The organism is Bacillus sp. AFS031507 (assembly GCF_002584635.1).
GTDB lineage: Bacteria > Bacillota > Bacilli > Bacillales > Cytobacillaceae > Neobacillus.
Window position 1 is genome coordinate 157,278 of the sequence record NZ_NUOW01000007.1, and the last position, 20,149, is coordinate 177,426.

20 protein-coding genes are annotated in these 20,149 nt (G+C 42.5%); 16 read left to right on the forward strand and 4 right to left on the reverse strand.

What is annotated here, in order from left to right; translation table 11 throughout:
* Positions 1–41: 41 nt before the first annotated feature.
* Together COE25_RS09370 and COE25_RS09375 are read left to right on the forward strand one after the other, a co-directional pair.
* On the forward strand, positions 42–1,193 hold the full coding sequence (locus COE25_RS09370) for an AI-2E family transporter (RefSeq protein ID WP_098932525.1): 1,152 nt from the start codon (positions 42–44) through the stop codon (positions 1,191–1,193).
* The gene (locus COE25_RS09375; RefSeq protein WP_098932414.1) at positions 1,159–2,625 is read left to right on the forward strand and encodes an alpha-amylase; all 1,467 of its coding nucleotides are present in this window, start codon (positions 1,159–1,161) and stop codon (positions 2,623–2,625) included. Before COE25_RS09370 ends, COE25_RS09375 begins: the two co-directional genes overlap by 35 nt.
* 133 nt (positions 2,626–2,758) lie before the next feature.
* Here the strand turns inward: COE25_RS09375 and COE25_RS09380 are convergent, their stop codons facing one another.
* Positions 2,759–3,013 carry a GlsB/YeaQ/YmgE family stress response membrane protein gene (locus tag COE25_RS09380; RefSeq protein WP_088090162.1) on the reverse strand — a complete coding sequence of 85 codons (255 nt, stop codon included), beginning with the start codon at positions 3,011–3,013 and terminating at the stop codon, positions 2,759–2,761.
* Between the two features lie 160 nt (positions 3,014–3,173).
* On the opposite strand from COE25_RS09380, the gene COE25_RS09385 reads away from it, so the two are divergent.
* The 9 genes from COE25_RS09385 to COE25_RS09420 all read left to right on the forward strand — a co-directional run bounded on the left by COE25_RS09385 (position 3,174) and on the right by COE25_RS09420 (position 10,137).
* On the forward strand, positions 3,174–3,650 hold the full coding sequence (locus tag COE25_RS09385; RefSeq protein ID WP_098932415.1) for a TraR/DksA C4-type zinc finger protein: 477 nt from the start codon (positions 3,174–3,176) through the stop codon (positions 3,648–3,650).
* A gap of 155 nt (positions 3,651–3,805) precedes the next feature.
* The gene (locus COE25_RS09390) at positions 3,806–4,126 is read left to right on the forward strand and encodes a YflT domain-containing protein (protein ID WP_088090160.1); all 321 of its coding nucleotides are present in this window, start codon (positions 3,806–3,808) and stop codon (positions 4,124–4,126) included.
* Positions 4,127–4,226: 100 nt separating this feature from the next.
* On the forward strand, positions 4,227–4,409 hold the full coding sequence (locus COE25_RS09395; RefSeq protein ID WP_098932416.1) for a hypothetical protein: 183 nt from the start codon (positions 4,227–4,229) through the stop codon (positions 4,407–4,409).
* 226 nt (positions 4,410–4,635) lie between these two features.
* A complete protein-coding gene (locus COE25_RS09400) occupies positions 4,636–4,893 on the forward strand; it encodes a DUF1146 family protein (protein ID WP_088090158.1) in 258 nt (85 codons plus the stop codon).
* 166 nt (positions 4,894–5,059) lie between these two features.
* The gene (locus tag COE25_RS09405) at positions 5,060–5,836 is read left to right on the forward strand and encodes a YwmB family TATA-box binding protein (protein WP_098932417.1); all 777 of its coding nucleotides are present in this window, start codon (positions 5,060–5,062) and stop codon (positions 5,834–5,836) included.
* Between the two features lie 32 nt (positions 5,837–5,868).
* Positions 5,869–7,179, forward strand: a complete 1,311-nt coding sequence (gene murA / locus COE25_RS09410) for a UDP-N-acetylglucosamine 1-carboxyvinyltransferase (protein WP_088090156.1) — start codon at positions 5,869–5,871, stop codon at positions 7,177–7,179.
* A gap of 382 nt (positions 7,180–7,561) precedes the next feature.
* On the forward strand, positions 7,562–8,599 hold the full coding sequence (gene spoIID / locus COE25_RS09415; protein ID WP_098932418.1) for a stage II sporulation protein D: 1,038 nt from the start codon (positions 7,562–7,564) through the stop codon (positions 8,597–8,599).
* Between the two features lie 79 nt (positions 8,600–8,678).
* Positions 8,679–8,816 carry a hypothetical protein gene (locus COE25_RS30650; RefSeq protein ID WP_180247466.1) on the forward strand — a complete coding sequence of 46 codons (138 nt, stop codon included), beginning with the start codon at positions 8,679–8,681 and terminating at the stop codon, positions 8,814–8,816.
* A gap of 361 nt (positions 8,817–9,177) precedes the next feature.
* Positions 9,178–10,137: a nuclease-related domain-containing protein gene (locus COE25_RS09420; protein WP_180247467.1), complete on the forward strand. Its 960-nt coding sequence runs from the start codon at positions 9,178–9,180 to the stop codon at positions 10,135–10,137.
* 21 nt (positions 10,138–10,158) lie between these two features.
* Here COE25_RS09420 and COE25_RS09425 read toward each other — a convergent pair whose 3' ends face one another.
* The gene (locus COE25_RS09425) at positions 10,159–10,575 is read right to left on the reverse strand and encodes a VanZ family protein (protein ID WP_088090153.1); all 417 of its coding nucleotides are present in this window, start codon (positions 10,573–10,575) and stop codon (positions 10,159–10,161) included.
* A gap of 159 nt (positions 10,576–10,734) precedes the next feature.
* Between COE25_RS09425 and spoIIQ the strand changes: the two genes are divergently transcribed.
* The 3 genes from spoIIQ (at position 10,735) to COE25_RS09440 (ending at position 16,979) form a co-directional block, all read left to right on the forward strand.
* A complete protein-coding gene (gene spoIIQ, locus COE25_RS09430; RefSeq protein WP_088090152.1) occupies positions 10,735–11,574 on the forward strand; it encodes a stage II sporulation protein SpoIIQ in 840 nt (279 codons plus the stop codon).
* Positions 11,575–11,772: 198 nt separating this feature from the next.
* Positions 11,773–13,767 (forward strand): penicillin-binding transpeptidase domain-containing protein, encoded by a 1,995-nt coding sequence (locus COE25_RS09435; RefSeq protein WP_098932420.1) that lies wholly within the window; start codon positions 11,773–11,775, stop codon positions 13,765–13,767.
* 371 nt (positions 13,768–14,138) lie between these two features.
* Positions 14,139–16,979, forward strand: a complete 2,841-nt coding sequence (locus COE25_RS09440) for an Ig-like domain-containing protein (RefSeq protein ID WP_098932421.1) — start codon at positions 14,139–14,141, stop codon at positions 16,977–16,979.
* Between the two features lie 51 nt (positions 16,980–17,030).
* Here the strand turns inward: COE25_RS09440 and COE25_RS09445 are convergent, their stop codons facing one another.
* Together COE25_RS09445 and COE25_RS30655 are read right to left on the reverse strand one after the other, a co-directional pair.
* A complete protein-coding gene (locus tag COE25_RS09445) occupies positions 17,031–17,360 on the reverse strand; it encodes an MGMT family protein (RefSeq protein ID WP_098932422.1) in 330 nt (109 codons plus the stop codon).
* 463 nt (positions 17,361–17,823) lie between these two features.
* A complete protein-coding gene (locus COE25_RS30655) occupies positions 17,824–17,964 on the reverse strand; it encodes a hypothetical protein (protein WP_180247468.1) in 141 nt (46 codons plus the stop codon).
* Positions 17,965–18,092: 128 nt separating this feature from the next.
* Between COE25_RS30655 and spoIIID the strand changes: the two genes are divergently transcribed.
* Positions 18,093–18,365: a sporulation transcriptional regulator SpoIIID gene (gene spoIIID, locus COE25_RS09450; RefSeq protein WP_088090148.1), complete on the forward strand. Its 273-nt coding sequence runs from the start codon at positions 18,093–18,095 to the stop codon at positions 18,363–18,365.
* Between the two features lie 195 nt (positions 18,366–18,560).
* Complete coding sequence (mreB, locus tag COE25_RS09455) at positions 18,561–19,562, forward strand: rod shape-determining protein (protein WP_088090147.1); 1,002 nt, start codon at positions 18,561–18,563, stop codon at positions 19,560–19,562.
* The last annotated feature ends 587 nt before the right edge of the window (positions 19,563–20,149 follow it).

A 20,149-nucleotide genomic window follows, 5' to 3' on the forward strand; every position in this document is an offset into this window, starting at 1 on the left:
TGAAAGGCTTTTTTGAAAATCTAATAGAACGGGGGGATGACATGCCGGTAACGAAAGCGTTTCGAGTGGGCTGCGGACTTTTGCTTATTTTCTTAATTATATTTGTAGGGATGAAAATCAATTTTGTTTTTCGGCCCATTGGTATACTAGTCCAAACTCTCTTTTTTCCTTTTTTGATTGCAGGGGTATTATATTACTTATTTCGCCCTCTGGTGAATTTTCTTCAATTGAAAAAGGTTCCAAGGGCACTTTCCATCCTCCTGATTTATTTAATGGCAGCTGCCATGATAAGTTTATTAGTCTTTTTTGTTGGACCGATTTTGCAGAAGCAAATCAATAGTTTAATTGATACTACACCTGCTTTTATCGAGTCGATCAAGGAGAAATTAACGGAACTTCAAGATAATGAATGGGTCCACCGTTTATATGACAATAAAAGTTTTAATTTTGAAAAGGGCACCGATTCTATTTCCAAAAATGTACCCTCGGGTCTCGCCGTTATTGGATCAAATATTATGAATTTTATCGGTATGATGGCACGGATTGTGACAGTCTTTGTCACTGTCCCGTTTATTTTATTTTATATGTTAAAAGAAGGAGAAAAGGCCCCCCGGCTGATTCTTCGTATATTACCAGCAGGGCAGGAGAAAAATGGACGAAAGATTTTAGCTGATTTGGATGAGGCACTCAGCTCCTATATTCATGGACAAATTTTTGTCAGTTTTTGTCTAGGGACAATGCTTTTCATCGGTTATTTAATGATCGGCCTCGACTATTCGCTTCTTGTTGCCATTGTCGCCATGTTAACAAATGTAATCCCATTTCTCGGTCCGATAATTGCAATCATCCCTGCCTTAATTATTGGGATTTTAGATTCACCGATGATGGTCGTAAAAGTTCTTATCGTAATGGTGGTTGTCCAACAAATTGAAGGGCATATTATCTCACCACAGGTGATGGGAAGAAAGCTAGAAATTCATCCTCTCACTATTATTTCGTTGTTACTTGCAGCTGGAAGTATGGGAGGCGTTCTCGGGTTAATCCTAGCCGTTCCAGTGTATGCAGTTCTGAAGGTGATTGTCCATCATACTTATCGTTTATGGAAGCTTAGAAAAGAACAATCAATAGAAGAAAAAATCATAAAAGGGGAAAACACTCATGGAGAGAAATCATACGATGATGCAATTTTTTGAATGGAATGTAGAGCCAGATGGTTCGCATTGGAACCGCCTGAAGGAGTTGGCTCCCGAACTGAAAAGGAAAGGAATCGATTCGGTTTGGATTCCACCGGTAACAAAGGGTCAATCAGGAGAAGACCAAGGATATGGTGTATATGATCTGTATGATCTAGGTGAATTTGATCAAAAAGGGACGGTCCGCACGAAATATGGGACGAAGCAAGAATTGCTGGATTCGATTGCCGCATGTCATGAAAGCGGGATGGATGTCTATGTGGATGTGGTCATGAATCATAAAGGGGGAGCAGATGAAACAGAGGTTTTTCAAGTCATTGAAGTGGACCAGGATGACCGAACTGAAGATATTTCTGAGCCGTTTGAAATAGAGGGGTATACGAAATTCACCTTCCCAAATCGAAAGGACAAGTACTCTAATTTCAACTGGGGATTTGAACATTTTAATGGAATAGACTACGACGCAATGACAGATAAAACCGGGATTTTTCGGATTGTAGGGGAGGGTAAAAAGTGGAATGACCATGTCGATGATGAATTTGGAAATTACGACTATTTAATGTTTGCTAATATTGACTTCAATCATCCAGATGTGCAAGAGGAAATGATCCAGTGGGGGAACTGGCTAGCCGATACTTTACAATGCAATGGTTACCGTTTAGATGCGATTAAACATATTGATTATCATTTTATTAAAAGTTTTGTAGATAATGTAAGGCAGGAGCGAGGAGAAGAGTTTTATGTTCTAGGTGAGTTTTGGGTCCCGGAACTTGAAGCATGCCAAACATTTTTGGAAAATGTTGATTTCAAACTGAATTTATTTGATGTTCCGCTTCATTATAAATTACATGAAGCGTCTAAAGCGGGTGCTGATTTTGATCTGACAACGATTTTCGATGATACATTAGTGAATGTGAATCCAGAACATGCGGTCACTTTTGTGGACAATCATGATACCCAACCAAACGAAGCCCTTGAATCATGGGTGGAGGATTGGTTTAAGCAGAGTGCTTATGCGCTTATCCTGCTTCGCCAAGATGGACAGCCATGTATATTTTACGGAGATTATTTTGGCATTGGGGGAGAAGAACCAATCAAAGGGAAACAGGCAGCGATGGATCCGCTCCTTTATGCTCGTTACCATAAAGCCTATGGTGAACAAGAGGATTATTTCGATGACCCCCATCTGATTGGATGGGTTCGTCTGGGGCTTGAGGAAATGGAGTCTTCAGGCTGCGCCGTCCTCATTTCCAATCAGGATAAGGGCGAAAAAAGAATGTTTGTCGGAGAAGAGCGGGCTGGAGAAGTATGGGTCGACCTAACAGGAACGAGAGAGGATCATATTATAATTGAAGAAGATGGATTTGCCACCTTCTTTGTTAACGGTGGCAGTGTCTCGGTTTGGGCTCATTCTGAACAAGCCGAGGAATAGTTGCTATTTTAAAATAAGAATCACAAAGGAAAGCACCTTATTGTTTTAAGGTGTTTTCCTTTGTCTAAAAAATGCTACATAAAAAGAGACTGCATGATTAGCAGCCTCTTGAGTGAAAGTTATCCAATTATAATTATGCTGTATGTCTCATACTTTTAAAAATGAAGCCAACGATTAGTGTGAGAATAATGGCTCCTATGATGGCTGGAATAAGATAAAAACCGCCCACTTCAGGTCCCCAATCTCCTAATAGGAACGATCCGAGAAAAGCACCAATAAATCCGGCGATGATATTTCCAATTACACCTCCAGGTATATCACGTCCAATGACAAGACCACCTAACCACCCGATGATTCCTCCGATAATTAAAGACCAAATAAATCCCATGAAAATTCATCCCTTTCAAATTTTAATGTGAATCTACTAATGTAAGTACCCGTTATTTCAATGGACAAACCTTTTTTGGTAAAAAAATTCTATCCGCTATAGTTTTAGAATTTCGCGTTAAAGGGTATGTACCATTAAGAAAAGAAAGGGAGGGAAAAACATGTTGTCAGAGAAAGATCTGCTTTTTTTAAAAGATAAATTAATCAAAATCAAAAACGAAACAATCGAAATGTTAGAGTCCAACCCGCCATTAACGTTTGAAGATTTTGGGGAGTTAACCAGCTATGACAATCATTTTGCTGATACCGCCACTGAATTAGAGGAAAGAGAAAAACAAATGCTGTTAATTGAAAATGCAAAATGTCGCCTCGAAGAAGTGAATGAGGCGTTAGAACGGATCACTAATGGAACATATGGAGTTTGTGTCGAAACAGGTGAGGATATCCCTTATGACAGACTTGAAGCCCTTCCTTATGCGAAACGAACTGTGGAAGCGCAAGAAAAACTGGAGGACGAGACCATCCCAAGTCGTCAGGGAGATCAGTCATTTTCCACGCCGAAGGAAGATGAAAGAGGAGATAAACGCATTCAAACAGCGGATGAGCTCCAGTACCTGCACGGCAATTCATCGTCTTAACTGACGGGAAAATCGTTAGGGAGAACAGCTAATTTTCATAAAAAAGGTTTCAACTTTTTAAAAAGGGTTATATATCAAATAGAACAACAAGATGCATTTCAACTTACTTACAAAATCAAGATGGTCACACATTAAAAATTGAGGAGGAAGTTAAAATGACACAAGTAAAAATAGTAGAAAATGGACTTCAAGCAAAAAAGGAAATTGAACAATTTTTAAATCAAGGGTTCGAAAAAGATGAGGTCTACTTATTGGCCCACGGCAAAGAACGTTCAGAAGATTTGTCAGATGCACTGGATACCAATGAAATTGGGGTAAACGAGCAAGGCGTCTTTGATTCAATCGCAAATGTTTTTCGCTCACGCGGGGACGAACTACGCTCTAAAATGGAATCCTTAGGATTAACCGATACAGAAGCACAACAATTTGAAAAAGAATTGGACAGGGGACGCGTATTGGTGGTCGCTGCAAAATAAAAGTAACACAGTTTTACTAGGTTAGTATAATGATAGGAAACAAAAAGGAACTTTCCTTTTGTTTCCTATCCCTTATCATATGAAGAAAGGGGTAAGGTGGATGAAATTTTCAAGAGTGAACTTAGGTGATTTTTTTGGAGGAAACATCAGAGCCCGGCGCAAAGTTAGAGTAGATCATAGTTGGGATTCGAATTTTGAAAATCCGATCATACACAAGGAAATACAGGGCGAGAAAGTATATGTCCCATTAAATCTAGGCAGGGTTTGGAATCAGGTAAATTAATGGTAAGTGCGTGGTTTATGTATTTTTGTACGGTATTAGAAACCGAGGTCGTATCAAGAGACCAGATAAAGCAATAAAAATTCGCCTTCGAATCGAGTCATTAGGAAGGTGAATTTTTTTTTAAAGATAGAAAATGTGTTTATTTTTTAAAAATGGATACAAAAGGAAACTTTTCTGACCTTCTTTGTGATAGAATAAACATTGTGTGAAAAAAGGAGGTTACCGAGTGATAAATGATTTTGGGCAAATTGCCGTGTTAAGTATCCTGTCTCATTTAATCTTTATAACGATTTCCTGGTGGGCCCTACAAGCAATCCGTTTAGAAAAATTGCTGAAACCCAACCATGTATTTCAGGCGCGCTTACTTTACATATTATTAGCAATTTTCGTCGGATCATCTGTTAGTAACTTTTTCCTAGATTATCTCCAATGGTCTAGACAACTACCTTTGATCATGCAAAATATACAATTGGTAAAAATTTAGGTCTTCGTACATGTTCCAATTTGTTAATAAATTGAGTACAATCGTCTTTATGTGGAAAAATAACTAAATGAATTGTCATAAAGTTTGGAACTTGTCTAAAAGTGACGACATTTCCCAAGTATGCTACTCCTCTACATGGTAACAATGGTAATGAGGGGGAGTAGAGATGAAGAGAAATCGTAAGATCCTTTTGAGCGTGATAACAATCATCAGTTTAATCCTGGTTGTTATTGGGAACCAAACTGAAGCAAACGGTGGCGGAATCTGCTCTATTTTTCAAAAAGAAATGGACTTAACGAAAATCGGCTCTATTTTACAAGCCGAAGATATTTTGCTCGATGATTGGACTTTTTATGCAAGAGAGCATTTGGATGGCCTAAAAAGTGAGCAGGAAGTTAAGGAATATGCTAAAGAGCTTCAAACGAAGTTTCCTGATTGGGAATGGTCTGTAAAAAGTACCAGCGAAAAGTGGGAAGTAACGGCAGTATCTCCAACGACTAAACACCGCATAGAAAAGCTTCAAATGATGGCAACCCACACAAAACAACCGGTTAATGCGTATATAGTATATAGTATCAGTGGTAAAGAGTGGAACAAGTCTACCGAGGCCTATTTCACGACCCGTCAATTTAAATCTAGGCTGTCTGACATATTTCGAGGGAAACCAACAATTTTCTCTTGTATGAAAGGTACGGTCGGTGATAAGATGGATACGGCTTTACCCAAGACAGCGAATCATTTGCTGTCCGTATTTAAGGCAAAAGAAATCGAAGCGTTAAAAGAGGAGACATTCATGTCTGTTTCGGCGAACTCGCCGATGTTTAAAGGCTCCATAGATGATCAAAGAGATAACATGAATTTACAAATTGGCATACGCTCCGAAGGATTGGGCGGTAAGACTACCATCGTAGTTGGCACACCAATCATTACGATTGAATATTAATATAGAGAAAATGGACGCGGAGGGGAATACTCTTGGAAAAGATTATCGTCCGCGGCGGAAAAAGGCTTGATGGAACTGTTAAAGTAGAAGGCGCAAAAAATGCTGTCTTGCCTGTACTCGCTGCAACATTATTAGCAAGTGACGGAAAAAGTGTAATTCGTGATGTACCTACACTCTCCGATGTATACACAATTAATGAAGTTTTACGCAACTTAAACGCTGAAGTGTCGTTTGAAAACAATACAGTCGTAGTAGATGCATCCAGAGTGTTAAAGGATGAGGCGCCGTTCGAATATGTTCGAAAGATGCGCGCGTCTGTGCTTGTCATGGGATCATTACTCGCTCGAAATGGCCGTGCACGTGTGGCCCTGCCGGGTGGCTGTGCTATTGGATCCCGTCCTATCGATCAGCATCTCAAAGGCTTTGAGGCCATGGGAGCGTCAGTTAAGGTAGGAAACGGTTTTATTGAAGCGGAGGTTAATGGCCGCTTAAAAGGTGCAAAGATTTATTTGGATTTCCCAAGTGTTGGGGCTACCGAAAACATTATGATGGCTGCAACTCTTGCGGTTGGTACGACCATTATTGAGAACGTGGCAAAAGAACCAGAAATCGTTGACCTTGCAAACTTCTTGAATAAAATGGGCGCTAAGGTTCGCGGCGCTGGCACTGGGACCCTTCGTATTGAAGGTGTGGACGTGTTATTTGGCGCAGAACACCATATTATTCCTGACCGAATCGAAGCGGGAACCTTTATGGTAGCTGCCGCGATTACAGGCGGAAATGTATTGGTAAAGGGCGCAGTTCCTGAACATTTATCTTCTTTGATTGCAAAAATGGTTGAAATGGGTATCACAATCCGTGAGGAAGAAGATGGTGTTCGTGTCATCGGAACCGATCGTTTGAAGGCTGTCGACATCAAAACGATGCCGCATCCAGGTTTCCCAACCGATATGCAATCACAAATGATGGCGTTATTGCTTCGCGCAAACGGCACCTCGATGATTACAGAAACTGTGTTCGAAAACCGTTTTATGCATGTTGAGGAATTCCGCCGCATGAATGCCGACATCAAAATTGAAGGCCGTTCTGTTATTTTAAATGGTTCTTCCAATTTACAAGGTGCGGAAGTATCTGCAACAGATCTACGTGCCGCTGCCGCATTAATTTTGACTGGTTTGGTTTCTGAAGGCATGACACGCGTGACCGAGTTGAAACACTTAGACCGCGGCTACGTGGACTTCCACGGCAAGCTAGCAAGCCTGGGAGCCGACATCGAGCGTATTACTGAAGCAGACGAAATATTCACAGAAGTCCAAGACTACGTATCGGACATGAACGCTTAGTTTCTTCTAGTAGGAAGCTTAGCACGGATTTGGTGGGACAGATATGTCTAGCCTAGGACCAAATCTTAACTATAAAGTTGAACAAACTCAAAACAACGGGCCCTGATGTAGAATCAGGGCCTTTTTTATATTTTACGGGAATCGTGGCGTGGCGCGCGTATGGTGCGTGTGGTGTGAGTGTACGTGTAGTGTGGACATTTGTGTTTGGATGGTGCCTGACACCATGGAAAGACATTTGTCCACGAGCAGTGCCTGACACCAGGTTCATTATTTATATAAAAAAACCGTAATAAATGCTTGTCCACCTCCATATGTATTAATTGAGACGCAACCCGCCTGTGCTGTAGGCGGGGTTGTGAATTTGCAAACTGGAGGCACTATCATGAAAAAAATCAAACCTTTCGTCGTACTAGCAGCAGTCCTCATTGCCTTGACATTAATTATTCCCGCAGTTCTCGTGTTACCGTTCTCGGATGAGCATCGGGCGAGTGGAAAGTTAGGGGAGGATTTAACCAAGACCCCGGCCAAAGAAACCAAAGCGGTGCCCACTTCTTCCGATCCGGCCGTCGAAGTTGCGGTGTTCCGTACCTCAAAATCCCAAATTGAGAATGTACAATTAGAAGATTACCTCGTTGGTGTGGTATCAGCTGAGATGCCGACAGAGTTTAAGGAAGAAGCCCTAAAGGCCCAGGCACTAACAGCGAGAACATATATCGTGAAAAGGTTATTAAGTAAGGATACGCTCGGCGTCCCTAAAGGTGCGCAGGTAACGGACACCCAAATCCATCAGGTTTACATGAATGATGATGAACTAAGAAGGGAATGGGGAATGGAGTACGACGCGAAAAGGAAGAAGGTTTTAAATGCTGTTCGAGCAACGGCTGGGCAAATTTTGGCCTATGATGGTGAGCCGATTGATGCATTGTTCTTCTCCACTAGTAATGGTTATACGGAAAACTCGGAAGATTATTGGGCAGGCAACATCCCATACTTAAGAAGTGTATCCAGTCCATGGGATAAAAATTCCCCGAAATTTAACAGTCAAAAGGTAATGACGGTTCATCAGTTTGAAGCGCGGCTTGGAGTGAAGCTCGGTTCGGGGTCAACGATTGGAAAAATTGTCGACCGGACAGAGGGGAAACGTGTCGGCAAGGTTGAATTTAATGGAAAGGTTTTGAGCGGGCGCGATATCCGCGATAAACTGAATCTGCGGTCATCTGACTTTGCCTGGAAGCGTAAGGGCGATAATATTGTGATTACCACCAAGGGATTCGGTCATGGCGTCGGAATGAGCCAATACGGGGCTAACGGAATGGCAATGGAAGGGAAGAATTATAAGGAAATTGTGAAGCATTATTATCAGGGAGTCGAGATTACGTCGGCGGATCAAATGCTAGAAACGGTTACTGCGAAGAAGTGAATATGTGGGGAGCCAGGCTGGGTTGGGAAGATGCCTGGCTTTTTTTGATGGGATTTTAGGTGGGAGGAGTTGAGGTTGGGTGGGTTCGACAGTAAAAGAGGGAAAGTGGAAAGTAAACCTAGGGAAGTGGACAGTAAAGGTTAGAAAGTGGACAGTAAATCCTTGGAACCGGACAGTAAACTGTTCAAAGTGGACAGTAATCGAAAGCTTTTTCTAAAAAGTGTAATTAAATAGGATTTACGAAAAGGAAAATAGCTTTAAAAAGTGTTCCTTCTAAATAAAGGAGCTTGGGTTAGAAGGGAAATTGGAAATTTTTGTGGTTTTGATGTGGTTCGACAGTAATAGTGGGAAAGTGGACAGTAAACCTTGGAAAGTGGACAGTAAAGGTTAGAAAGTCGACAGTAAATCCTTGGACCGGACAGTAAACTTTTCAAAGTCGACAGTAAACCAGTTTTTCGAAAAAAAGGAAGAAATAATTTTCAAAGTAGTGTCGATTTTTGCAGGAATTTGAGGAGGAAGAAAAGAAATATAGAAAAAAAAGGAAAGGAATGATGCGTTTGTTTTGTAAAGAGTGCACGATGTCATTAAGAATCCAGAAACTAGAAGTTCTCCTTCAAGGCGGGAGGCTGCCATACAACCATCCGATTTATCCTGAAGTAGTGGCGGAATATAAAAGTAGGATGGCTGGCTATCGGGGGGAAAAGTCCCTGGTCTTTCACCTAAGCATGCTTCCCGATGAAAAATACTACATTTTCCACGGTATACGACTATTATATCATGGTTACTATTTTCAAATTGATTACTTAATCCTTTGTTCAGCATTTGCCTTAGTTCTTGAAGTGAAAAATATTAGCGGGGAGTTGAAATTTGAAAAAGACTTTAACCAGACTACTTGTAAAAAGAACGGGAATGAGGAAAGAATCAAAAACCCTGTATTACAAGCAAAGCTCCAGGCGAAGAAACTGAAAGGATGGCTAAAAGAGCATAATTGTACGGAAATACCAATTCATTATATTGTTGTAAACAGTAATGAAAAAACCACGATCACATCATCCTCGGGAAACGAACAGATCACTCGGCATATTTGCAATAGTGAGGATTTAATAGACAAAATAGATCAAATTGCAAATTTTAATAAGCAGGAGAAATTAGATTGTAAAGAGATGAAAAGAATAAAACGGCTTCTCCTCGCAAAACACACTCCCGAAAATCCAGATATTCTTAAACAATTCAACCTATCTCCATCAGAACTCCTCCCGGGCGTAAAATGTCCCATCTGTATCTATGTACCTATGAACTTACACCATGGAACATGGTGCTGTCCAAAATGTAAACTGAAATCCAAAACCGCCCATATACCAACAATCAACGATTATTTTCTGCTGGTAAAGCCTTCAATCACGAATGCGGAGCTGCGGGAGCTCCTTCAAATTGATTCGACTAGTATCGCAAGTAAATTCTTAACCTCAATGAAATTACCTTTTACAGGAACATATAGAAACCGGGTCTATCATCAACCACCAAACAATCAAAAATAACCACCGCAAAAGTTGCAATGGCTACACACGCCCCAGTACCTTCCTAAGCCGCGTAAACTTCCCTTTAAACAATGCCCCTCTGATAAAATAAAAACAAACCAAGATCCCTGTGAAGTCTTTTACAAGGTCAAATAGCGATGAAGAGCGATAGGAATAGAATGATTGGTGGATTTCGTCGCTAATGCCGTAGAGGGCAGCGAAGACTGCGCAGGCTATATTCAACGCCGGTGTGAAGGCGTGGCGGCGAGTTAACATCGCTAGCACGAGCAAAACATACAAAATCGCGAACTCTATTAAATGCAACGATTCCTTTATAAAGTGGTCGACTTGGGAATCGGGCAGCTTTACAAAATGATCCGCTGGCAGACTCGACATAATCCAAATGGCCGCCATATAGGCAAACGGGAGCACCCGCCACACCCATTTTATGATTTTCATGAAAATTTCCTCCTATATCGTAAAAACACTTTTAAAATAATTTTTCACCCTTCATGCATAAAAACATAAACACTGTTAAAAAATAAGTTCAAAAAAATTTTTTTCGCTCGTGTATATAATTCTACTTATCTGTTCAGAATGATTGCTGAGGTGATGAAAATGAGAGAGGAAGAAAACAAACGATCTTCTCAAAGTTCCAGCGTAAAACGCTTTTTCAAAAAGCGTTGGGTATTTCCAGCCATCTATATTGCAAGTGCAGCACTCATTCTGACCGCAGTACTATGGTATCAATCGAGCAACAGTGCGACAGACAAATACGATTACAAATCCACTGATATTGCCGGTAAAAAGAACCAAGAACCAGCGATTGAAGTTAGCAAAACACTTGAAAACTTCAAAATGCCAGTGGAAAATGCGGATGCAGCCGTCGTTAAAACGAAATTCTATGATTTCAATGGAAAAACAGAAGACCAGGAAGCGGCATTGGTATTTTATAACAATACCTACCAACCAAACACTGGAATCGACGTTACCATGAAAGATGATGAGTCCTTTAATGTCGTTGCAGCATTAAGCGGTACGGTCACACGAGTTGATGAAGATGCAGTCCTTGGGAATGTCATTGAAGTGGAACACGACAAAGGTATTGTAACACAATATCAATCCGTAAAAGACATAAAGATCAAGGTTGGCGACGAAGTAAAGCAGGGACAAGTTCTTGCCACGGCTGGACAAAGCTTGTTCAATGAAAAAGCTGGAACACATGTACATTTTGAAATTCGTAAAGATGGAATTGCTGTAAATCCCACTAACTATTTTAACAAATCGTTAAGCACGTTACAGGAAGCAGAACTTTCGAATGATAAAGCAAGCGAATCAGTAGAGACTCCACAAATGAAGGAAGAACAACAAAAGATTGAAGACCCAGCAAACTCTTCCGACCAAGAAACAAATGTGGACGAAGAATCATCTACTTCTACAAAAAATACAAATTCATAATATCGTTACAAAGGGGAAGGGGAATTCTTTCCTCTTTTTTTTGTCCTTATTTTCACAATTACCCATTTTATGTATATTAACGGTATAATTAATAATATTGGTGCCTGACACCCGGTTAGTGTCCGCTTACCGCGGACAAATTACTAGAAGTGTCTTTTTGTGGTGCCTGACACCATTCATATTAAGGGAGGGATTTGCTTGAAGAAGTTGGTAGGGACCATGCTGGTGATGCTGCTGTTTGGGGTAGCTTTGGCTGGCTGTAGTAAGGAACCGACGCCACAGGATCGATTTTCTAAGTACATAGCTTTGTGGAATGAGCAGAAGTTTGATCAGATGTATGATTATCTTTCAACGGATGCCAAGAAAAAAATCACTAAAGAAGAATTTACGAACCGCTATCATAAAATCTACAAAGACCTTCAGATTACTGACTTCAAGATTGACTTCAAAAAACCGAAAGAGGATAAGCAGGCAGAAAAAGAGCAAGCCCAATATTCTTTTAACGCCAAAATGAATAGCATTGCTGGGTCTATTCAATTCACCCAGAAGGCTAAGTTGCAAAAAGAAGAAAGAGACGACAAGAAGAATTGGTATGTAGACTGGAATACTGAGTTCATTTTTCCAAAATTGCAGGAAGGCGATAAGATCGGGATTAGTACGGATGCGCCGCAAAGAGGGGAGATTCTTGATCGCAATGACATCGGGCTGGCGGTGAATGGTCAGGTGTACGAGGTTGGGGTGGTTGCGGGGAAGGTGACGGACCAAGTGTTGGAACCGTTAGCCTCTCTGTTAAAAATGAGCCCGGATCAAATCAAGAAGGCGATTACGGCGAGCTGGGTTAAGCCGGAGTTGTTTGTGCCGTTGAAGCGGGTGTCGATGCAGGATGAGGAGCGGATTGCCCAGTTGATTGCGCTCGAGCCAGTGCAGACGAGGAAGGTGGAGGCACGGATTTATCCGTATGATCAGGCTGCGGCGCATCTGATTGGTTATGTGGGTGCGATTACGGCGGATGAGTTGGAAAAATTGAAGGATAAAGGGTACACGAGCAATGATATGATTGGAAAAAGAGGGCTCGAGCAAGTCTATGACGAGCAGTTAAAAGGGAAGCCCGGTGTGAAGATTACGATTAAAAAGAAGAATGGTGAAGCCGAGGTGCTTGCTGAAAAACCGGTCGAAGATGGGAAAAATATCAAGCTGACGATCGATGCGGATGTTCAGGCGGCGATTTTTGATGAACTTGGCAAGGAAGCCGGCACGGGTGCGGCCATCAACCCTATGACGGGTGAAACGCTGGCGCTTGTCAGCACGCCGTCGTTTGACCCGAATCAAGCGATGCTTGGCTTCTCGGCGGCTGAGTGGAAGGCGCTGCAGGATAATAAGCAACAGCCGCTCTCAACGCGGTTTAAACAGGCCTATGCGCCGGGTTCGGTCATGAAGCCGATTACGGCAGCGGTGGCGTTGTCGAGCGGAGCGATCACGCCGGAGCTGGCGGTGCCGATTCTAGGGTCGAAGTGGCAAAAGGATAAATCGTGGGGCGGCTACTTTGTGACGCGGGTCCATGGAGGAAGCCCGATTAATCTTGAAAAAGCATTGGTGTTCTCCGATAATATTTATTTTGCTCAGGCAGCGTTGAAAACGGAGAAGGATGCGTTTGCGGATGGGCTGAAGAAATTTGACTTTGAGGAAGATTTGGCGTTTCCGTTCCCGCTCGAAAAATCAACGATTGGTGCGTTGGATCGGGATATTGCGCTGGCCGATTCTGGTTATGGCCAAGGGCAGATTCAGATGAGTATCGTTCATTTGCTGTCGACGTATACGCCATTTGTGAACAATGGCAATATGATTAGGCCAATTCTTTTGGCGGATGAGCAGCAGGGTCAGGTGCTGAAAGAGGCGGTCGTTTCACCTGAACACGCCGGCGTCATTGCGTCAGATTTACGGAAGGTCGTTGGTGACACTGGCGGAACGGCCCATGCTGCCGAAATATTGGGGTATCCGTTGGCTGGTAAAACGGGGACGGCGGAGATAAAACAGAAACAGGGCGAAACGGGCACGGAAAATGGCTGGTTTATTGGTTACAACACAGAGTTGCCAAGTTTGATGGTGGCGATGATGGTCGAGAACGTCCAGGGCCGGGGCGGTTCGCTGGTGCCGGTGAAGAAAGTGAAGAAGGTATTTGAGTTGGTACGGTAAATGGAGGGTGGATCGGTTGGTGTCAGGCACCACCATGTGGACTTTTAAATAGATTTGGGATTACACCTAGGCGGCTAGGTGTTTTTCTTTGTTTTGAGTTAATTTTTAGTTGGGGGTGTTTGCGGGAATACCTATTTACTGTCCAACTCACCGACCATGCTTCAATTTTCAGAGAGACCCACCTGGACAATTCAGCGGGCCACATAAGTAAACCAGGAAGACAATTATTCGCCCTCAATACGGTGTCAGGCACCAAAAAATCAGGGGTTTTTTGTTGGTTTTTACCAATAGAAAGTGGAAATAAGATATTGAAATATGGGATGTCAGCCACGATAATAAATATGATAAATCTATTAATGGAGAAGAATCGGATGATTTTTTATAATAAATTTCTGCAAATCTTTCTATCTACTCTTTTATTATTGACAATGTTCCCAATGAAGAACCACGCGGAAACCGCTACTAGCGGCAGCACGATATCCGGCGTGATTAGTGAAGATCGAGTGTTGACCAAAGACGGCTCGCCCTATTATCAAACGGGTATGATAGAAATTAATTCGGGAGTAACCCTTACGATGGAGCCGGGGGTCGAGTTGATTGGTCAAAATGGGTCATGGATTTCTGTGCGCGGCCAATTGAAGGCGGTTGGGACCGAGCAAGAACGCATCCGTTTGCAGGATGTGTATGTACAAGGCAGTAATTTTGAGGGAAGTTTTGTTCAGATTGAATATGCGGACCATTATCGTCAATCAAGGTACAATGGCGGGTTTCTTGTGACGACGATTGGCAAAAATGCCATCCTTCGCCATAACCAATACAAAAATGGCTCGATTTCTATTTCCTCATCAAAATTGAACTCATCTATTGAATATAACTTTTTTAGTGAAAAGGCGGACTTAAGTGTTGCGAATGGACCAGGGGAAATTTTTGTTAAAAATAATACCTTTATGAATCCAATCGACTCTTATAATGATCTGACTGTAAGAGGTGACTATGGGGACGGCGGGATTCCCAATATCCACATGAACCAAAATAATTTCTTTGGATGGCCACACACCAAAGTGATCGTGCAGGTCTCAGGGTATAATCGACTGCTCTTTGATGCGAATGATAATTATTGGGGTGTAACCGATCCACTTCGAATCGAGCGCGGAATTACGGACGGGAACGATAACAGTAACTTTTTGGGTAAGTTAGACATTGGTACAGTTGCTTATAAACCGTTTGAAAACGGCCACCCAATTGGTACGCTAGAAAAGCCGTTTGTTGAAAAATTAAGTGACCGGGATACATTGGTGAGTGGCATTACTGACCAGGATAGTCAGGTGGAAGTTTACCAGGGAACCGAGAAAATTGGCGAAGGACCATCTGGCACAGATGGGAGCTTCCAGATTCCAATTCCTCCGCAAAAAAGTGGAGTGGAGCTAACGATCAAATCGACGGATAGTTACAACCGGGTAAGTCCAGAGACCGTTGTCACAGTTGGGGATGAAACCCCGCCAGAGGCGCCTGTTGTCGATGCAGTGACCGAGCATTCTCAAGTAATCACCGGTAAAGCCGAGCCGTTTTCGACGGTCGAGGCCAAAGCAACTATTTCCCTTGGAAAAATCGAGGCAGATGAACAGGGCCATTTTTCGATCGCGATTGAAAAACAGACAGCAGGAACGATGATTCAGATCACCGCCACGGATGTAGCCGGGAACATCAGTCCAGCTGCGACAGCCATAGTGGCGGACATAACAGCGCCCGCCGCACCGCAGTTAAATCAAGACTCGATCACAGACCTGACGGATTACATTAGTGGATACGCAGAAAAAGGGGCGCTCATTAGCGTGATTGCAGGACAAACCATCCTCGGTTCACGCTATGTGTCTTCCGATTATTTTTCGATTATTTTTGAGAGGCAACCAGCAGGAACGGAAATCGAAGTTAGGATAGAAGATGCCTCCAAGAATAAAGGGGAATCGATTTACTTTACTGTAAAAGATGTAACCCCTCCATCGCTGAAACTTTCGTTGGACACTCCAAATACAGTGACAACGGAGGAAATAACCGGCGTGGCAGAAGCAGGAGCTCATATTTCGATTTTTAATGAGGACGTCTTGATTGCCGAGGGAGATGCCAACCCAGTTGATGGTCTTTTTAAGATTCCGATTGGCAAGCAAAGATCAGGTACTTACCTGCGCGTGATCGCTACGGATGCTGTGAATAATGTCAGCCCACCTGTATTTGTTACAGTAAAGGACATAACCCCGCCACCTATTAAGATAAATACGGTGACAAATAGAACAACTCAAATCACAGGTGTAACCGAAGCCGGCTCCTCTGTGTCGATTGCCATGGTTGGCCATACTTATTTCGGTTATGCGGATTCTGACGGGAAATTTTCCTTTCAGATTACCCCGCCAACTCCTGGTGCAACTTTTTACGTGACTATAGTGGATGCCGCGACAAATCAAAGTTTACAAAAGTTCGTGGTCGTTAAAGTGCGGCCCAATAGCCCGACGGTGAACCCTGTTACCAATAAAGCGACCACAGTGACGGGTGTAACGGTAAAATCTGCTGTGGTTACGGTAAAAGCAGGAGCATCCTCCTATAAAGGCAATGCCGATGCCAATGGAAAGTTTACGGTGGCAATTCCTGCCCAAAACAGCGGCACGGTCTTAAGCGTAACTGCGACGGATGCAGGGGGAACGAGCTTACCAAAGACACTACAGGTAACGAGAATTGCCCCTAACATCCCAGTGGTCAATGCCGTTAACAACAAATCAGCATGGGTTACGGGCAAGACTGAAAAGTATGCGATTATGACTGTTCAAATTGGTAGTAAGTACTATAATGGGAAAGCTGATAGCGTCGGTAATTTCAAGGTGAGTATCCCGATCCAAAACAGCGGGACATCCCTTAAAATTACAGCAAAGGATGCAGCTGGGAAGATAAGCAATCCAAAATCACTCACGGTCGCACGTGTGGCCCCTAATCTGCCTGTTGTGAATGCTGTCAAGTATACCGCAACCTCAGTTACTGGAAAAACAGAAAAGCTAGCCGTCGTGAAAGTGTGGATTGGTAATAGGATGTATTGGGCAAAGGCCAATAGTTATGGGAGCTTTAAAGTAAACATCCCGAGGCAAAAACGAGGAACTTCTTTTTCTGTAACGGCAACGGATGCAAAAGGATTAACCAGTGCCGCCCGAACGGTAAAAGTATATTAAACTTTAGGATAGTAAAGTGGGAAAGGGGCTGATGGATGCCCCTTTTTTTCGTTAGGTTACTTCAGTGGTGGGAAGGGAAGGCTTCCACTGATAACGCTCCAGATCAATGACTCCGTTTAGACCGATCTCCACGCCTTCTGCCTCTAACGACAGCCTTTGCTCATTGTAGGACTCGTCATCTTGGAGGGCGATTTGCCCCTTAGCGTCGATGACGCGGTGCCAGGGGAGGCGGTGCTTCTTGCTCATGGAATGGAGGGCGCGGACGACTTGGCGGGCAGCACGGGGGCTTCCAGCGAGCCCTGCGATCTGACCATAAGTCGCAACCTTGCCTTCAGGGATACTTCGAATAATTTCTATCACATTTTCCGTAAAAGGTGTCATCGTGATCGTCCTTTCAAAACGTACATATCAAAAAGGTATCAAAAATATAATAAATTGAACAATCCTTTTTGTAAAAAATTGCCCCAAATCATATTAAGTACGGGCTTTTGAATCCTATAATTAGCCCTCATTCCAATAATTATCGCCATTTTTGAATAATTTTCTCTCGACAAATTTCTCGGGAAATAAATGCTAAGAACGTGATATTTCCAGCCAAAAACCCTTATATCATGCGATTATGGACGATTCTCCACGATTGTCGAAAATAAGTAAGAAGTCCAATTTTCAAAAAACTATGGAATAACATCTTGTCCCGATTGAGTATTTATAGCATAATCCCGTATCCAAGCTAATAAAATGATTACAAACCTTTACAAAGAGAGTGTTTGAGGTGAAGAGTCGTTTGAAATTAGCGGATATTCAGTCGGGGACATGATTATTCATCGTATAGTCAGAAGGTAAATTACTTTCTGCCGTCTGGTGCCTGACACTCATCAACGGAAGTGTCCTCCATTGGTGGACAAATGTCTTTTAATGGTGCCTGACACCAAAATGGTAACACCAAAATAGTAACACCAAAATGGTGATACCAAAATGGCACCAAAAATGACACCACCATGACACCAAAATTGATGACACCAAAACAGACACCAGAACGGAAGCAGAATTCGTCGAAGTGATAAGCGGGTCTCATTTCACACTACTCACATCCAATTTAGGGAGGGCGAGAGTGTGCACGATTACATCAAAGAGAGAACTATCAAGATTGGAAAGTATATCGTGGAGACGAGGAAAACGGTTCGCGTGATTGCGAAGGAGTTTGGCGTATCCAAAAGTACAGTCCATAAGGATCTAACTGAGAGACTTCCTGAGATTAATCCAGAGCTGGCAAATGAGGTTAAAGGTATTCTAGATTATCATAAATCGATCCGTCATCTCCGGGGGGGAGAGGCAACGAAAATGAAATATCAAAAAGAAGAAAAGGAAGGCGAAACTGTAAAATAGATCTCAATTTCCGAATCATTCAAGCTGAGAAAACAAAAAATTTCAAGAGCATTCTCTAGAATTCCTTAACTCGACATCCTTCTGCAAAATATACCATCTTTTATTTTCTAAAAGTATGGAAATTTTAATGAGTATGGTACAATATACAATTAGGAAAAGTATGTGGATACCGTTTTAAGGAGGAAAGAAAAGAGAATGTTTGCAAGAGATATTGGGATTGATTTAGGTACGGCTAACGTGTTAATTCACGTCAAGGGCCGTGGAATCGTATTAAATGAGCCGTCCGTAGTGGCAATTGACAAAAATACAAATCGCGTACTTGCTGTTGGTGAAGAAGCCCGCCGTATGGTTGGTCGGACACCTGGTAACATTGTCGCGATCCGCCCATTAAAAGATGGCGTGATCGCTGACTTTGATGTGACAGAAGCAATGTTAAAGCATTTTATTAATAAGTTGAACGTAAAAGGATTTCTATCGAAGCCGCGCATTCTGATTTGCTGCCCAACGAATATTACAAGCGTTGAGCAAAAGGCGATCAAAGAAGCTGCAGAAAAAAGCGGCGGGAAAAAGATTTACTTAGAAGAAGAACCAAAGGTAGCTGCAATTGGTGCGGGAATGGACATTTTCCAACCGAGCGGAAACATGGTAGTTGACATCGGTGGAGGAACGACGGATGTGGCTGTTCTTTCAATGGGCGATATCGTGACTTCCTCCTCCATCAAAATGGCCGGCGACAAGTTCGACATGGAAATCCTCAACTACATCAAGCGCGAGTACAAACTGTTAATCGGTGAGCGCACAGCTGAAAATATTAAAATCAACATCGGGACAGTTTTCCCAGGATCACGCTCGGAAGAAATGGAAATCCGCGGCCGTGACATGGTTAGCGGCCTGCCGCGTACCATCTCTGTTCGTTCGGAAGAAATCGAAGGCTCCTTGCGTGAATCAGTGGCCGTGATCGTTCAGGCAGCAAAAAGCGTTCTTGAGCGCACACCGCCGGAACTATCGGCTGACATCATTGACCGTGGTGTGATTTTAACGGGTGGCGGAGCATTACTGCACGGCATCGACATGCTGCTAGCGGATGAATTAAAGGTTCCAGTCCTTGTCGCAGAAAATCCAATGGATTGTGTGGCAATTGGAACAGGAATAATGCTAGATAACATCGACAAAATTCCAAATCGGAAGTTTGGATGATTTTCCCTGAAAAATTGTTCTTTGCCTGTGAGTGGAAATTGGATAAACAGTTAATCACTTTGGTCCATTCTAGGTTTGCTGTTGTATGACATCATACCTTGGATACAAAAAGTCTAATGAAGCAGGCAGGACAAGCCTCGATCATTGGGCTTTTTTATTTGGGTTCGGGGGAATAATTTTGCAATAATACACCTTAAAAAACAAAGAAAGCGACAAAAATTGAGCTATTTCTACGTTTATTGACTATTTCCTGTAAAAAGTTGATGAGTATTTTCAATTTATTTTTTATAATAGAGGTAATGAATTGGAAAAATTATTTTTTTAAAATTATAAATTGAATGACTCAGCAACATGAGTTGAACACAATTAATGGTTATAATATGTACTAACTCACTGAATCCGGGGTCAACCATGCCAGATAAAAACAAATGGACGGCTTCAGTTAAAGGGGAATTAAGGAATGTCAGTAAATAATTCAAACCATGAACAATATAGAACGAGAGAAGATTACAAGCGCGCTAAAGCCGAAGAGCTGCAAAGGAAAAAGGACGTAGAGAAGCGGTCCATGGACGAAGCGCGGCAAATAA

Excerpts from the sequence above, each read along its gene's own strand:
- COE25_RS09370 (WP_098932525.1), top strand. The coding sequence starts at position 42 with ATGCCGGTAACGAAAGCGTTTCGAGTGGGCTGCGGACTTTTGCTTATT.
- COE25_RS09375 (WP_098932414.1), top strand. The coding sequence starts at position 1,159 with ATGGAGAGAAATCATACGATGATGCAATTTTTTGAATGGAATGTAGAG.
- COE25_RS09380 (WP_088090162.1), bottom strand. The coding sequence starts at position 3,013 with ATGGGATTTATTTGGTCTTTAATTATCGGAGGAATCATCGGGTGGTTA.
- COE25_RS09385 (WP_098932415.1), top strand. The coding sequence starts at position 3,174 with ATGTTGTCAGAGAAAGATCTGCTTTTTTTAAAAGATAAATTAATCAAA.
- COE25_RS09390 (WP_088090160.1), top strand. The coding sequence starts at position 3,806 with ATGACACAAGTAAAAATAGTAGAAAATGGACTTCAAGCAAAAAAGGAA.
- COE25_RS09395 (WP_098932416.1), top strand. The coding sequence starts at position 4,227 with ATGAAATTTTCAAGAGTGAACTTAGGTGATTTTTTTGGAGGAAACATC.
- COE25_RS09405 (WP_098932417.1), top strand. The coding sequence starts at position 5,060 with ATGAAGAGAAATCGTAAGATCCTTTTGAGCGTGATAACAATCATCAGT.
- spoIID (WP_098932418.1), top strand. The coding sequence starts at position 7,562 with ATGAAAAAAATCAAACCTTTCGTCGTACTAGCAGCAGTCCTCATTGCC.
- COE25_RS09420 (WP_180247467.1), top strand. The coding sequence starts at position 9,178 with ATGTCATTAAGAATCCAGAAACTAGAAGTTCTCCTTCAAGGCGGGAGG.
- COE25_RS09425 (WP_088090153.1), bottom strand. The coding sequence starts at position 10,575 with ATGAAAATCATAAAATGGGTGTGGCGGGTGCTCCCGTTTGCCTATATG.
- spoIIQ (WP_088090152.1), top strand. The coding sequence starts at position 10,735 with ATGAGAGAGGAAGAAAACAAACGATCTTCTCAAAGTTCCAGCGTAAAA.
- COE25_RS09440 (WP_098932421.1), top strand. The coding sequence starts at position 14,139 with ATGATTTTTTATAATAAATTTCTGCAAATCTTTCTATCTACTCTTTTA.
- COE25_RS09445 (WP_098932422.1), bottom strand. The coding sequence starts at position 17,360 with ATGACACCTTTTACGGAAAATGTGATAGAAATTATTCGAAGTATCCCT.
- mreB (WP_088090147.1), top strand. The coding sequence starts at position 18,561 with ATGTTTGCAAGAGATATTGGGATTGATTTAGGTACGGCTAACGTGTTA.